The sequence below is a fragment of the Psychrobacter sp. genome (assembly GCF_030454045.1).
GTDB lineage: Bacteria > Pseudomonadota > Gammaproteobacteria > Pseudomonadales > Moraxellaceae > Psychrobacter.
This window is the reverse complement of the sequence record NZ_JAKDJE010000005.1, coordinates 60109-73318: the sequence shown is the minus strand read 5'-3', so window position 1 is coordinate 73318 and position 13210 is coordinate 60109. Positions and strand designations below refer to the sequence as shown.

At 34.5% G+C, this 13210-nt stretch carries 15 protein-coding genes; 8 read left to right on the top strand and 7 right to left on the bottom strand.

Translation table 11 applies throughout. From position 1 onward, the window contains the following. Positions 1 to 73: 73 nt before the first annotated feature. The 3 genes from L0G63_RS01875 to L0G63_RS13675 are packed head-to-tail and all read left to right on the top strand — an operon-like array spanning position 74 to position 1570. Positions 74 to 634, top strand: coding sequence for a hypothetical protein (locus L0G63_RS01875; RefSeq protein WP_301449137.1), 561 nt, complete (start codon positions 74 to 76; stop codon positions 632 to 634). Further along, complete coding sequence (locus L0G63_RS01870; protein WP_301449136.1) at positions 585 to 1466, top strand: hypothetical protein; 882 nt, start codon at positions 585 to 587, stop codon at positions 1464 to 1466. Before L0G63_RS01875 ends, L0G63_RS01870 begins: the two co-directional genes overlap by 50 nt. 26 nt (positions 1467 to 1492) lie before the next feature. Continuing rightward, positions 1493 to 1570: an IS3 family transposase gene (locus tag L0G63_RS13675; RefSeq protein WP_367618350.1), complete on the top strand. Its 78-nt coding sequence runs from the start codon at positions 1493 to 1495 to the stop codon at positions 1568 to 1570. A gap of 126 nt (positions 1571 to 1696) precedes the next feature. On the opposite strand, the gene L0G63_RS01865 is transcribed toward L0G63_RS13675, so the two are convergent. The 4 genes from L0G63_RS01865 to sbnA are packed head-to-tail and all read right to left on the bottom strand — an operon-like array spanning position 1697 to position 6138. Further along, positions 1697 to 3154 carry an L-lactate permease gene (locus L0G63_RS01865; protein ID WP_301449135.1) on the bottom strand — a complete coding sequence of 486 codons (1458 nt, stop codon included), beginning with the start codon at positions 3152 to 3154 and terminating at the stop codon, positions 1697 to 1699. Next, complete coding sequence (locus tag L0G63_RS01860; RefSeq protein WP_301449134.1) at positions 3154 to 4182, bottom strand: iron-containing redox enzyme family protein; 1029 nt, start codon at positions 4180 to 4182, stop codon at positions 3154 to 3156. The genes L0G63_RS01865 and L0G63_RS01860 overlap by 1 nt, the downstream gene beginning before the upstream one ends. 14 nt (positions 4183 to 4196) lie before the next feature. Then, the gene (sbnB, locus tag L0G63_RS01855; RefSeq protein WP_301449133.1) at positions 4197 to 5189 is read right to left on the bottom strand and encodes a 2,3-diaminopropionate biosynthesis protein SbnB; all 993 of its coding nucleotides are present in this window, start codon (positions 5187 to 5189) and stop codon (positions 4197 to 4199) included. After that, complete coding sequence (sbnA, locus tag L0G63_RS01850) at positions 5182 to 6138, bottom strand: 2,3-diaminopropionate biosynthesis protein SbnA (RefSeq protein WP_301449132.1); 957 nt, start codon at positions 6136 to 6138, stop codon at positions 5182 to 5184. Before sbnA ends, sbnB begins: the two co-directional genes overlap by 8 nt. A gap of 756 nt (positions 6139 to 6894) precedes the next feature. On the opposite strand from sbnA, the gene L0G63_RS01845 reads away from it, so the two are divergent. Next, positions 6895 to 7788: a hypothetical protein gene (locus L0G63_RS01845; RefSeq protein WP_301449131.1), complete on the top strand. Its 894-nt coding sequence runs from the start codon at positions 6895 to 6897 to the stop codon at positions 7786 to 7788. A 177-nt stretch (positions 7789 to 7965) separates the two neighbouring features. Continuing rightward, complete coding sequence (locus L0G63_RS01840; RefSeq protein WP_301449130.1) at positions 7966 to 8619, top strand: LysE family translocator; 654 nt, start codon at positions 7966 to 7968, stop codon at positions 8617 to 8619. A gap of 5 nt (positions 8620 to 8624) precedes the next feature. Here the strand turns inward: L0G63_RS01840 and L0G63_RS01835 are convergent, their stop codons facing one another. Next, the gene (locus tag L0G63_RS01835; RefSeq protein ID WP_301449129.1) at positions 8625 to 9173 is read right to left on the bottom strand and encodes a TetR/AcrR family transcriptional regulator; all 549 of its coding nucleotides are present in this window, start codon (positions 9171 to 9173) and stop codon (positions 8625 to 8627) included. 150 nt (positions 9174 to 9323) lie between these two features. On the opposite strand from L0G63_RS01835, the gene L0G63_RS01830 reads away from it, so the two are divergent. Next, complete coding sequence (locus L0G63_RS01830) at positions 9324 to 10163, top strand: hypothetical protein (RefSeq protein WP_301449128.1); 840 nt, start codon at positions 9324 to 9326, stop codon at positions 10161 to 10163. A 298-nt stretch (positions 10164 to 10461) separates the two neighbouring features. Here the strand turns inward: L0G63_RS01830 and L0G63_RS01825 are convergent, their stop codons facing one another. Next, complete coding sequence (locus L0G63_RS01825; protein WP_301449140.1) at positions 10462 to 10647, bottom strand: hypothetical protein; 186 nt, start codon at positions 10645 to 10647, stop codon at positions 10462 to 10464. 43 nt (positions 10648 to 10690) lie between these two features. Then, the gene (locus L0G63_RS01820; protein ID WP_301449139.1) at positions 10691 to 10810 is read right to left on the bottom strand and encodes a transposase; all 120 of its coding nucleotides are present in this window, start codon (positions 10808 to 10810) and stop codon (positions 10691 to 10693) included. 92 nt (positions 10811 to 10902) lie between these two features. Between L0G63_RS01820 and L0G63_RS01815 the strand changes: the two genes are divergently transcribed. Together L0G63_RS01815 and L0G63_RS01810 are read left to right on the top strand one after the other, a co-directional pair. Then, a complete protein-coding gene (locus tag L0G63_RS01815) occupies positions 10903 to 11898 on the top strand; it encodes a CBASS cGAMP-activated phospholipase (protein WP_301449127.1) in 996 nt (331 codons plus the stop codon). Beyond that, positions 11891 to 13207 (top strand): CBASS cGAMP synthase, encoded by a 1317-nt coding sequence (locus L0G63_RS01810; protein ID WP_301449126.1) that lies wholly within the window; start codon positions 11891 to 11893, stop codon positions 13205 to 13207. Before L0G63_RS01815 ends, L0G63_RS01810 begins: the two co-directional genes overlap by 8 nt. Positions 13208 to 13210 lie beyond the last annotated feature (3 nt).

Below are 13210 nucleotides of genomic sequence, written 5' to 3'. Positions count from 1 at the left end.
AGACAAAGCTGCCTGACTCAAGCAATCAAGTCTCCGATATAGTCGGGGCGGTTCAGATGCTTATGAGTTTCAATTGAAGGCTGAACAAGTATTGAGCGCTAATCAAGCAATAGTTTTTGGACATTCAATAACCTCTGGTGACTGGTTTGAGCTGACATTATTTTTCATCAACCTCATAAGAAAGAGTACTTTAGAAAAAGAATTAATCTATAAAAATTTAGTAGAAACCCTTGGTATATGTGGTATCGATGGTCTTAGGCTAAGCAAAACTAGAACGGGGCTAAAGTTTGATTACTTATCCTACGAGGAAAGAGTAATGCTTATCGCCTACGCCAACCAGATGCTCAAAATCAAATTTGATGACTGGCTATTAGCTTGTAAGAAAAATAATTTAACGCAAAATAGCTTTAGGTTGGGTAAGCGACCTATCATACCAAAAGCCTTTTTACCTATCTACAATGAGCTTCCTTCAGCTGTAAAGCGTCAAATTAAAGCAAACAGGATATCTGCTAAACCTAAGTCAGCAAGGGCGGTTAATAATTCTTGGGAAAGAATGCAATTACGAATTGAGAAGTTGAAAATATATGATAAATCAAAACCCAACAAGAGAGCTAGAAGAGCAACTAAGTCATAGTATATTCCAAAGCTACACTGATTTTAGTAAATTTCTTCGTAGTCGGACGGGCAAAAGAAACTTCGTTGCCCCTGCATACAGGTTTGATGAGTTTTTCAAAGAATGCGACTTACAATGGGGCAAGATACCCTCCTATAAGATTATAACTCACACCTTTGATAATCACTTTGTCCAAAAAAATATGCCTGTACTTGGATGGCTTTTAAAAACTCGTCAAATCTTTGTCGATAATACAACAGAGCAAATTATTATTTCACAAGCAGCTATCCAAGAAATGTTCGTCGCCTTTGATGATGATCCACCAAGCATACTGCAAGAATACTTGTGTTTTTTAAATGAAAGACAAAAGCGTCGTCAGAGCAAGCCAAGCTCTGTTAGAACGGTCTTTCAACCCATAATTATTTTATACCACCACTATGGCTTACGAGGCTGCCAAACGCCGTCACAAGCTCAAATAGATAGGTACTTGATCAAGAATAAGGGTCATATAACGGCTATGGTTTCTTTTGTTCAATACTTAAACAATCATCGTCAATTTAACCTTGTTTGTAAACGGCCATCTAATCAAATACCAATTAAGCCAGCTTATAGAATAGTTGGAGATAAGGATCGGCAAAAATTTGAAAGACGATTTATAGCACTAGCTATGTTAACCGGCCCACTAAACGATAAGGAAAAGATTCAGTGGATCAACTATGGTATTAGGTATTTTCATCGATTTTTTATCAGCATAAAAACGCTATCAGATGTAGATATCAAGCCATGTAATGAGTATGAAAATTTAATGTTAGTTCAATACGATAATAAACAGTTTGCGTTACCCAAATTTTAATTAGCTTTTAATATTTTGTATTTTGTATACAGGTCTATAATAATGAGAGACATCATGATTCACTTGATAATATGACACCCGCTGAGTACAGACGGGTGGCTTAGTTATTCTATAATGAGGTTATATTAAGAATGGGGTATTTACATATTGACAACCTTCAAGCCATATTTTCAAGCTTTCCATATACATGGCTATCTTAATTTGAGATTATTAATTAAACGACTACCATGTTAAAAAGAGAGGTTACCGATAATAAATACAGCGAGAACAATACTAAAATAAATAGGAACGAGACATTTTAAGCCAAACCTGAGCATCGCTTGCTCCATGCTGGAAGAGCTTTTTTGCGTGTTTTTTGCGAGAGTCAGTATCAAGACAATAATAGGTACTGAAGTAAAGACTGCAAATCCCGCACTGGCATTTTGTATCGCCGAAAATAGAAGCTCTCTATTATAAACTACCCCTAAGCTACTTTGCATATCCATCAATAAAGCATTCCCACCAAGATTAGACCCTGTTATGAAGCCACTTAGCATACCTATCAAAGGTGAAGAAACATGGTATAAAAATGAGTTTTCATTACTATTTAAAATAACTACAATTTCATCTATGAATTGTGAAAAGTTCATTAACTGAGATAATAATATAAACACAAATAGAGTTGAACAAGCTTTGATTGTTTTATTAATAGGAATACTGATTTTAGTTGATTTGTTTTTGCTCATGATCAGTAGTATGGCTATCACGATAGCTAAAAAAGGACTTTTGATGAAAACTAAATCGACACCCACTCCATGAAAGGTAGTTGACTCTATTAAATAAGGAAAAAGAGATACTATAATTTTAAGAATAACAAGAATGATTATCACTAGAATATATGGAGATATATTCATCAATATGTTCTTATACTCAGAAATTAGACTAGAATTATTCTTAACTAACAAGAAGCTAAAGAAGATTAGAAAAGTTATCAGTCCAGAGAGTACTCCAGCAATCTCCACTTGTCCCATATAATTAAAAACCATTAATAATATTGAAATCGTTGAAGCAATAGAGATGCCAAAGATAAAATTTTTGTATTTTATTTCGTTTTCATTGAGGACGAATGAGCAGATTCCTCCTAAAACAATAAATACAAATAAACTCATACATGCTGTGAGAAAACCTAAAGATTCAATAGGTTGACTGGAAATTTTGGAACCAACAACCGTTGCTAAACCCAAGGTTCCCCAAGGCATGATATTCATACTTAACATAGAAACTTTCAAAGCAGTCTCTTGCTTCAAAAGAGAGATAAAAACAGGCACGGCTAGTATTAGAGATACACCGAAGCCAGTAATAGACTCTAGTGCAGGCAAAAGACCAAAGACCAGAAGCATAACCTTATGGTTTCTATCAATAGGCATTTCTTTTAAGTAGCCTTGCAAGCTCCTGTTGTACCCATGATCTTCAAGTATATTATTCAGAGTTAAGCCAGGTAAGATAACTAAGAATGCACTTAATGTAAGAATGATAGTATTCAATAAAGAATTGTAAAGGACTCCTAAGTCCAGTTGTAAGGACTCCATCATGTAACTAATAACGAGGGTAGAACACACGCCTATTAGTCCTGATACAAAACCACTTTTCTTAAATCCTATGATAAGCAAAAGGCTTAGGATTAACGGCAGTAATAATAGAAATATCATTAAAATCCTTTGTAATATTCATACATTCTATCGTAAGCTTCTACAGCCGTTTTAATTGCTAATTTGGCTCCATAATGGATTTTTTCTACCTCATCAGAAGTTAGCTGGGGAACTTGATTACGGACTGACTCAATAAGCTCATATGTATGATGAGGATCTATAGTTTTATGTTTATCAAAATATATTAAACTATCATTAGATGTGATACCTACTCGTTTCATCCCTCTAATGATTTTTTCAAAATGACACTCAACCCATTGCTCTGTTGTAGTAAAACATCCATAAGCAGCAAGCTTCAAAGATGGTTTAGTTAATAAGGCATTAAAAATATTTGAAGTTAAGGAAAAGAACCACGGTTTTGTACTTCTCCATGTCAAAAATTCGTCATATGAGGATAGATCTCTTATTAACTGTCTCAACCAATAAGTATGAAAATTCTTTAACACACCACAGCCGCATTCATCCCATAAGTTTGATGCAGCCACTTTTTTCATCTGTCCTTGCAATCCAAACACTAGTAGGGAAACTTCATCATCTACATATTCATTTCTACAAATCTCAGTTTTTAAAAAGTGAATCATAGCTTCTCGAGACATCTCTTCTGCTACATAGTCGAAGAAATAATGGTTCATACCCTCGTTCCCAGTCGAATCGTCTTCAAAGTAAACAGCTAAAGACTCTTGGTCTTTAAATTCAGAGCTTAAGCTAACATCCAACCAATTTCTCAAAAAATGGTCTTCAAGTTCTACTTTCTTTTTAAGAAAGTTAGTCTCTAAAAAGGAGTCAGTTTCATTATATATAGGACTATCTTTATAATTATATATGTATGAATATATATTACTGAGAGCTACATTGATTTTTTCACCTCGTACCTCATAAGAGTCATTCTCACTAATATAATCTTTTAAGGCTAGTTCAGTGGTTATGTACGAATGAGATATATTGTCGATTTTATAAGTATCTACGGGTGGCCAATAGTTATCTTGCAGTTCGGGGTTATCTACGCGAATGCTATTTTTCTTTAACATGGTTGCTCCTCATATTATGGATTAAAGTGATCGGTAGAAAAACTAGGAGTTATATCTTTATAGATTTCACGAGCAACAGCTAAGTCTAGAACACCCATTCCAAAAGGAGAAAATATTCTTGGTTTGTTATATTTTATTTCTATAGTTTCCTTTATAAGACCCTCTGCACCAGAAACCATAAAGTTCCTATTTCCTGTTTCCATTTCGGTAAGGTGTAAAGAAGATCCTGCTTTAATACTATGATCGATATCATCAGAAAAATTATATGAGTTTTTGATAATATTGGTTGCTAAGTCTCTTAAAGACATATGTAAGACGGTAGGGTTGTGTCGGAATAAAGCCATATCGTCAACATAAGGCTCGACGGCTGAAGTGGCAAATAATATAAGGTCTGATTCCTTGATCGTATCCTCTAAACTTGCAATTTTTACCGAGACCTTCGAAACTATAGATTCTACTTTCTCTCTAAAATCTTCAGCTCTAGACTTATCTCTATCATGGACTTTTATTTCATCAATTCTGTATCCTACATTTATCAGGAACTGTACGGTTTCAAGAGAAATTAAGCCTGTTCCAATAACTCCTAGGCATTTGATCTCCAGACCCTTATGCAGGTATTTAACCCCTACAGTAGCAGAGGCTGCCGTACGAGACGAACTAATTTGACTCCCTTCTAAGCAAGCTATAGGATATCCCGTTACTCTATCATTTAAAATAATTGCGGATGAAGCCCTATTAAGTCCATTATTCACATTGGCAGGAAAACTGGAAATCCATTTAATACCAGCTATAGGTTGAGAGTCATCAATATGAGCAGGTAGAGCTATGATTCTATTTATACTAGAATCAGGAAACCTTAAAAAATAACTATCGGGATTTCTAGCTATTTCCTGACTAAATTGTAAATATGTTTTTTCTACTATATTTAAAATCCTCTTAGCATTACTAGCTATCCATGGTTCTACATCTTGCGAAGTAAATAACTTAAAATTTCGTGTATTATTCATAAAAGATCATCCCAAATTTTTCTTTAACCCAACTATCGCTGTATATAGTATCCAAATACTTATCTCCCATATCAGGAGATATTGCAACAACCACTGATTTTTCGTCTATTTTATCCAAATATCTGTCTACACCAGATAGAACTGTCCCCGTAGAACCGCCAAAAAAATAGCCTTTTTTTGCTAATTTTCGGCACATTGAAATAGTTTCATTCTCATTTATGTAAATTATATCGTCGTAGCTTGAGAACCTTCTAATAGCTGGTGGCGAGCTTGTTCCTAACCCTGGTATGAATCTTTTCCCTGGCTTACCTCCAAATGTGACAGAGCCTGTTGTATCAACACCTATAACCTTGGTAGTTGGAGAATACTTTTTAAAAAATGAAGACACACCACCTAATGTTCCTGTTGTTCCGATACCAACAAACAAATAGTCTACTTTTGCAAATGAGTTATAAATAGATTGGGCAGTAGAATAATAGTGAGCCTTGACGTTATTCTGATTCTCATATTGATTAACCCAAATTAATTCACTTTGAGTTTCCAATAGTGTCTTGATGTATTTTATGCGGCTTCCAAGATAGCCACCGTTTTCATCTTTACAATCAATAATAACTAACTCAGAACCATAGGCTTTGATTAATTGTTCGTTAAAAGGAGATATATTTACATCTGATACACAGATAAACTTATACCCTTTGTTGGCGCATACCATACTTAAAGCCAATCCTAAGTTCCCTGAAGAACTTTCAATTACTGTCATTCCCTTCTTTAAAACTCCCTCCTTCTCTAGTTGTTCAATCATATATACAGCTGATTTAACTTTTATAGAACCTGTCAATGATAGTCCTTCTATTTTTAGATAAATATTATGCTTCGACTCTTGGTCTAGAATATCTAAATTTAAGAAAATATCATCAAACATTAAATTAATCGGACTATCATATAACATACTCGTATATTCCTTTTACGAAGCTTAGTATTTAGCTAAAAAATAATGATAGTTGGCTTAAACTAGTCAGGACTCCTTTCTGAGAAACAAATAAATGACTACAAAAAATACAGACCTGTCTGTCTAACAAGCTATATTTATACCTAACAGCTGTTTGGAAGTCAACAAAATATCTCAAGTAAGATATGTTTGTGCATTAGTGGGTGTAATGGACGAGCGACATGCTAGAGTAATAAAATTTAGATAACTCGTTGTAAAATAATTAAATATTTTCTAAAAAAATGGTTTGATATTTAATTCTAATCTACCGGAATGCTCATATTTTATAAAAATACAGACAGGTCTGTATACAAAGAAATAAATCTAGTCTATACTTTTGTCTGTAACGAATATATTCAATATTAGACTTTGTTACTGCCTTTGAAAAATGAGACTAGAGCGTGCCCTACATTCAATCGATAGTAATCCAAATGGCTAGATCTTGCCAAATAGTATCCAATAGCTATGTAATAGCTCGATATTATCTACGCTACTTTCCTTGCTTGATTGCTATTTCTTGAAATCAGTGCACATCCTAAAAAGAGTGAATGATCTGAGACAGATACAATTGACATAATACTTAAGGATAGTATGTAGTGTTTACTAACTAAAATCTTACTACAGTTTAAGACCGTGATTCATATACCTAAAGGCTTATCTCAATTCCAAATGACCACATCATTCAATAAACTAAAACTAAGCAAGGACAAGCAAATTATGTTAGAGATAAGTCTGAAAGATCAAGAAAAATTCAGAAAGGAAGGTTTTTTACTGCTTAAGAATTTTTATCCAAAGGATTTTATAAGCTATATTAAAAATAAAATAGACGATCAGATAGACGCCCCTACTGATAAGTATCAGAGCGGGTTTAATCGACTAGCCTTTGATCTCTTCGAAAACGACCCAGTTGTTATCGACTTTATACAGTCTGATCGCTTTAAAGGGTTTATGAGTATGTTAACTCAAAGAAAAATGATCTTTGCTCAATCATTAGCTTTTGAACTTAAGAAGAAGGTAGATAAGGGATTTCCATATCATATTGGGACACAGAGTTTTGGATACCATCGTGCAGAGGATTTTGGCTGCACAATTTGGGCTCCTTTAATACCAGTTAGTGCCCCCCATTATGGAGGTATGAAGTATATCCCAAGAGATAAAATCTCAGGTTCATTCATGTATACGCAGGTAGATCCAGCAGTTTTTGAGATTGTCGAGAAAAGTACGGATGATGAAAATAGCAGATTAATTCTAGAAGATTACATGAAGATGCGAGATGAGCCTTTAAATAGTGACGGAATGAAGATGATACTAGATCATTTCGCCGTTCAAGACGATTTCGAGGTTGGGGATGCTCTTATTTTTGATAAAAATGTTATTCATAAAAGCGTGATGCTCGAAGATGGAGACTATGATAGTCGTACTGCATTTGTTATGAGATTTTTCTGCAGTGAATCAAAGTATGACCTTCAAAGAGCAATAAACCTAGAAGTGCCTAGAAAAAAATGGGAGTATGCAGGCCCTACTAGCTACCACCTAGATGTAGCAAAAGAAAATGGTCAATCTATCAAAGATAGTGAGTTCTTCAAAGAAAAATCGTATTGCTTTTTATAAGCTTGCTCTTTGATAAAGTTTAATAGTCTATTCATAGTATTCAGCCTAAAATACTTATATGTTTAGTCAACCACTCTATTCTTTTTGGACATGCAAGCTACCAAAGCTAGTAGTTAGGGCAGCTTGCACGTTTAAGCGTTTTTCAAACTAAAAATATCTAGATGGTAATAATCTTTTATGAATAATATTGTCATATATCTTCTTATAGCGTCAGCTACTATAGCAAGTCCAGGACCAGGTGTTATCCTCAGTATTACAAACTCACTCACCTACGATAGAAAGAGAACTACTTACGGCATACTAGGACTATCTCTAGGCATGCTGGCAGTAGCTATAGTTTCAGCTACAAGCATCGGTCTACTAATAGCTACATCTAAAAAAGCATTTCTAACAGTGCAGATAATTGGAGCGATTTATATCCTTTATATGGGTGCTAAAATGCTCCTTGGGAAAAGGAACTCTCTAAAAATAACATCTACAACAGATAATGTAGAAACTACAAAAACTTATGATGGTTGGAATCTATTTAAGCAAGGATTATTTACATCTTCTTCAAATCCAAAACCTATTTTATTCTTTATGGCAGTATTCCCTCAATTTATTGATTCTAACCAAGCCTACTTGCCACAGTTTCTACTACTTTCTTTGACATTTTGCCTTTTAGTAATCATTATCCACTCTTGTTACGCTGAGTTATTTTCAGTGGCCAGTAAGTACCTTTGGAAAGCTCAGGATAAACTGTATTTAATTACAAAAACAGGCGGCATTATTTTAGTAATACTAGCATTAATGTTAGTTGTAAATGCAGGGGAAACTCTACTAGGTGTTTGAAAACACTATATTTTCAACATAGTTTTAATAATTAGCCCTGAACTTACAATAGACTTTCCATCTCTAAAAGTAGTTTCATTAATTATAGCACCATCTAAAATAATTCTAATTTGATCAGCCATAAGTTCTGGGTTTTCTATAGAACATTCTTTTAAGATGTTCTTAATAGTATTAGTTATCCACATCTTATGGTTGATTATTATGGAGTTAAGCTTAACATCATGCATAAATTCATCTGTAGCTTTAATGAACATACAACCGAAAAAATCTTTCTGGTTGAACCAACTCTCATACCATTTTAAGAAGATTTCAAGCTTCTTTATCCCTTTTTCTTTATGTGAATTTAAAGTTTGTGTGATGCTGTTTCTTATAAGATTGTCACGATTTGTCAAACATTCTTGTATGAGTCTATCTTTGGATGGAAAATACTTATAAAAAGTCATCTTAGATACACTTGATTCACGTATGATCCTATCTACACCCACACTGACATATCCATGCTCATTAAACAGCTCACTAGCAGTTTTTAAAATATCTAGTTGCTTTTTTGACATAAAATAACTCTTTAGTTTTGAATCTGTTCTAAGTATAATCAGTAAAAATCTGTTCACTACAACTAGATATAGCTTGGCACAATAAGCTATATCTTATTTTTTACTCACAAGTATACAGAAAGGTCTGTATTAATATTAGGAGAGTGTATATTGTATAATTTAGATGAGAAAATTGCCAGACGAAATACAATAAGCCTACTTAGCAGTAGCATCCCAGAATCCTTATGGAATAACAATCAGGACAAAGTTTTAGACCTTAAGGCAGAGCTCGCAGAACATCATTTATTCAAGCATGACATCATTCAAACTCTTAACCAGGATAGCATTTGCTTAGATACATTGAAGTATATACATTTGGAGTATGAGAATAGTATTGTAGAGATTTTTACTGATGCTCTATTGATGGCACAGTTTCAAGCTAAGCAGTTAGATAAAAAAATATATTCGTCCGTGAAAATGTATCCTCGTTTTTTGCTAGGACTGAATATAGCAGACGAGTTTGGTTTTTCTTTTGAGACCAATGATGGCCTGACTCCTCTTAACTCACACTTCTGTCTTTTCAAAAAAGTCTTAGGGCAGTTAAACATAAGTTCAGAAATTGATTCGAATCACGCATATACAGAAGAATCTACCGACCTGAGAATATATTTGGAAGAAGCTTATGATGATTATATAAAGCTACTTTTATTACTTGCAGTTGCAGAGCAACAAGTTATAGCGTTTTCAGCTCCTTTAAAACAGGCTGTTGAGAATGCTGGAATAAACACCAAAGATGGCTATTATTATGTTCATGGTACTACCTCTGATATAACTACAGTAGCTTCAGATGACTATCATGAAAATGATCTATGGCTATTAATCACGCACTCACTGCACCTGCACTCTGTAGAAGACCTCCGAACTTACGCTTTAGAATACTGTCAACTATGGGATAATTTTTGGAATAAAATGTTAGTTTCTGTAAAGTCTACCTCTGTTAATATTCTATGAAAGAGGCTTTTTAAAAGAGTTCAATCCAAGTTAAGTGTAACTTCCGTTTGGATAAATATGCATCAATCCAAACGGAAGTTACACTTAATCCTAAAACGACTTAGTACAGATGCTCAGTTATGAATTAGTATCAACCACTTTTTAGATGCCGACTGGGTTGCTAAGCACACTACTTTAAATGCTGCCTGATCAGAGGAAGATACCTTACGCTTATTTACCGCAGTACAAAACACACTGTTTAGATAATCAATAGTATAAGTGGCTTTTTTAATGTCTTGAGGATAGTTAAGAAATACAGTTAAGCACTCCCAGTTATTACACCAAGGCTTAACCACCTGTGGGTACTTACTGTTCCCCATACTTTTAGATGATTAAGACTAGCCTTCGCTATTTCAAACTTATCAGCGCCACAGATCGCCTCTAAATCAGGCATTACTGCCTTTTTATCTATCTGTGGTACACACTCCATTGAATAACAGACCATTTGTACAATACACAGCTGAAGATTAGCGCTGGGGTAAGCCATGTTAATAGCATCGGAAACCTTTTTTACCATCAAGTTCCACACCTAGAGTCAGATAAACAGCCATATTCATAATATGCTTATTTTGACGCACATTAACTACAATGTAGTCTAGATAGACGATAGAATAGATATTGCTAATAATCTCATTCCCTTTTAAAAAAACTGCGAGCCCTAGTGTTATCTACTTTAAATACATAATAAGAGAGATTCAAAATGGATAAAGAATTTAGAATATTAACGCTTTCGGGAGGCGGTTATAGGGGATTATATACGGCCAAAGTTTTAGCCGATTTAGAGGAGCAAACTAATCAGCCTATTGGACGCTACTTCGACCTTATAGCAGGTACATCGATTGGTGGAGTAGTCGCTTTAGCAGTGGCGTATGAAGTTCCAATGAAAGACGTTGTCGATATGTTTGTACAGCATGGAGAACGGATATTTACGAAACAGAGGTTCAGTTTCTTCTCCATATTCAAAGCCACTTATGGTAATGACTATCTGAAAGCACAAATAAGCCAATTCTTCTTAGATAAAAAAATAGGTGATTTAAAGCACAATGTGATAGTGCCTGCTATTAACTTCTCCGCTGGACGACCAGTAGTTTTTAAAACACCCCATCACCACAGCTTTTTTCGTGATGCCAAACATGACATCGTGGATGTAGCTATGGCAACCTCCGCTGCACCCATATACTTTCCTAAATACCATTTCAAAGATGCAAATTATGTAGATGGTGGACTTTTTGCTAATAATCCAAGTCTACTGGCAATACATGAAGCCCAGCATTTTTTTGAAATACCTAAAGAGAATATATATTTATTACATGTAGGTACACTATCTTCTCATACTTCTGACGTATATAGGAAAAACCAGCAAGGGGGTATGACAGATTGGGCTAATGGTCTCTTTTTGAACAAAGCTCCTAAGAACATAATAGAACTCACTCTTGCAAGTCAGCAGCAAATGATGACTCATATGACTAAGCATATGCTAGGTAATAGGTATTTTGATATAGATTCAGATGTATCTAAAAATGCAACAAATTATATAGGGTTAGATAGAGCTGATGAATATGCAACCAAAGTATTACTTTCTCATGCCCACGAGGCTTCTAAAGATGCGTTAGGGACTCCATTTATATCAGCTTTACTTAAAAAACAAACTACTATACCTACTTGGGTAAATACTGAGGAGCAAGATAATGAATAATGAAATACCTACTAATAATTTTCATCGAGTTTTACGTAATGAACCAGAAGGTTTTTTTACTCAGTTATTGCCTACAAAAGATCAGCTAGATATTTTTAAAAACTGCAAAGATCTTGTGCAAGGAGCGCTTGAAGTTAAGCTTGAAGAAAAATATGGTACTAAACCAAAGTTTAGATTACAAGGTTCATGGGCTTATGGTACTTGTAATGTACCAAATCGCGAAGGTCAAGAAATAGATTTTGATTATGGGTGCTATCTGCCTGAAAATTGTTTCTCAGGCGATCAAGAAAATGATGCAGAAGTATTAATAGGCCATGTTAAGCAATGCTTATCTCAACTTTGTTTTAATCAAAATTGGCAGCTAGATGATACCAACCCAAGTTGTCTACGTATAAGGGGATTCATGGCAGACGCTCATTTCGATATTCCTTTGTACGCCGTTCCTAACGATATGTTTAATGACTTAAAGGATGTACCTATTTCAAGTCGTAAGAACTCAGACGTTGTCGAAAGTAACGAAAGCTTTGATGGTTTATCAAATCGGAAATATGAAGGATCTTTAAATTTCAGTGAAGATACTCAACCACAAGATTTATCAGATTTTTTTGGAGAGTCTAACTTTACTCGTAGTTCAGGCATTATTAACTTGAGTGAATCTTTTGAAAGTAACCAATTTGACAGTACACAAAAAAACGAGTCGACTCAATCTTATATAAAGGATATTTCGCTAATCAGAAATGATGGTAAGTGGAAAGTATCTAACTGTGAACGTGTTCGTGAATGGTTTTTGAAGGAATGTAGTGAACTTCCTGGTGAAGGCCAACAGTTAAGATCTATAGTTCGCTATATTAAGGCGTGGAGAGACTATAATTTTAACCCTGAACACCGCAAAGCACCTACTTCATTAGCGCTTATGATATTAACAGTTGATACGTATAAATACACTCAGCAACGAGATGATAAAGCGCTAATACAAGTAGTCTCGATGCTTCCTGATAGGTTTTTGCAAGACGTTACTTGCAAAGATATAAAAGATCATGAAACTGAAGTATTTAACGATTATAAAGATGATACACATGAGTATAGAACTGAAGATAATCGTTTGGCTAAACAATTTTATGAATCACTTGAATATTGTTCAACTAAGGCAACCGCCGCAAGACAATGCCTCACTCTCTTAAAAACAAGTCTTGGCGATAAAATAGCAGATAATGAGGATTTAGTTTCTATTAGTGTCATAGAGCCTAGTTCTAGACCTGTACAGGTAGCAGCAAGTGCAGCTATTATCCCGCCACAAATTGGCGGTTGATTT

Coding starts and splice junctions, on each gene's coding strand:
- L0G63_RS01825 (WP_301449140.1), bottom strand. CDS start 10,647: ATGGTCTGTTATTCAATGGAGTGTGTACCACAGATAGATAAAAAGGCA.
- sbnA (WP_301449132.1), bottom strand. CDS start 6,138: ATGTTATATGATAGTCCGATTAATTTAATGTTTGATGATATTTTCTTA.
- L0G63_RS01815 (WP_301449127.1), top strand. CDS start 10,903: ATGGATAAAGAATTTAGAATATTAACGCTTTCGGGAGGCGGTTATAGG.
- L0G63_RS01860 (WP_301449134.1), bottom strand. CDS start 4,182: ATGTTAAAGAAAAATAGCATTCGCGTAGATAACCCCGAACTGCAAGAT.
- sbnB (WP_301449133.1), bottom strand. CDS start 5,189: ATGAATAATACACGAAATTTTAAGTTATTTACTTCGCAAGATGTAGAA.
- L0G63_RS01840 (WP_301449130.1), top strand. CDS start 7,966: ATGAATAATATTGTCATATATCTTCTTATAGCGTCAGCTACTATAGCA.
- L0G63_RS01845 (WP_301449131.1), top strand. CDS start 6,895: ATGTTAGAGATAAGTCTGAAAGATCAAGAAAAATTCAGAAAGGAAGGT.
- L0G63_RS01835 (WP_301449129.1), bottom strand. CDS start 9,173: ATGTCAAAAAAGCAACTAGATATTTTAAAAACTGCTAGTGAGCTGTTT.
- L0G63_RS01865 (WP_301449135.1), bottom strand. CDS start 3,154: ATGATATTTCTATTATTACTGCCGTTAATCCTAAGCCTTTTGCTTATC.
- L0G63_RS01870 (WP_301449136.1), top strand. CDS start 585: ATGATAAATCAAAACCCAACAAGAGAGCTAGAAGAGCAACTAAGTCAT.
- L0G63_RS01810 (WP_301449126.1), top strand. CDS start 11,891: ATGAATAATGAAATACCTACTAATAATTTTCATCGAGTTTTACGTAAT.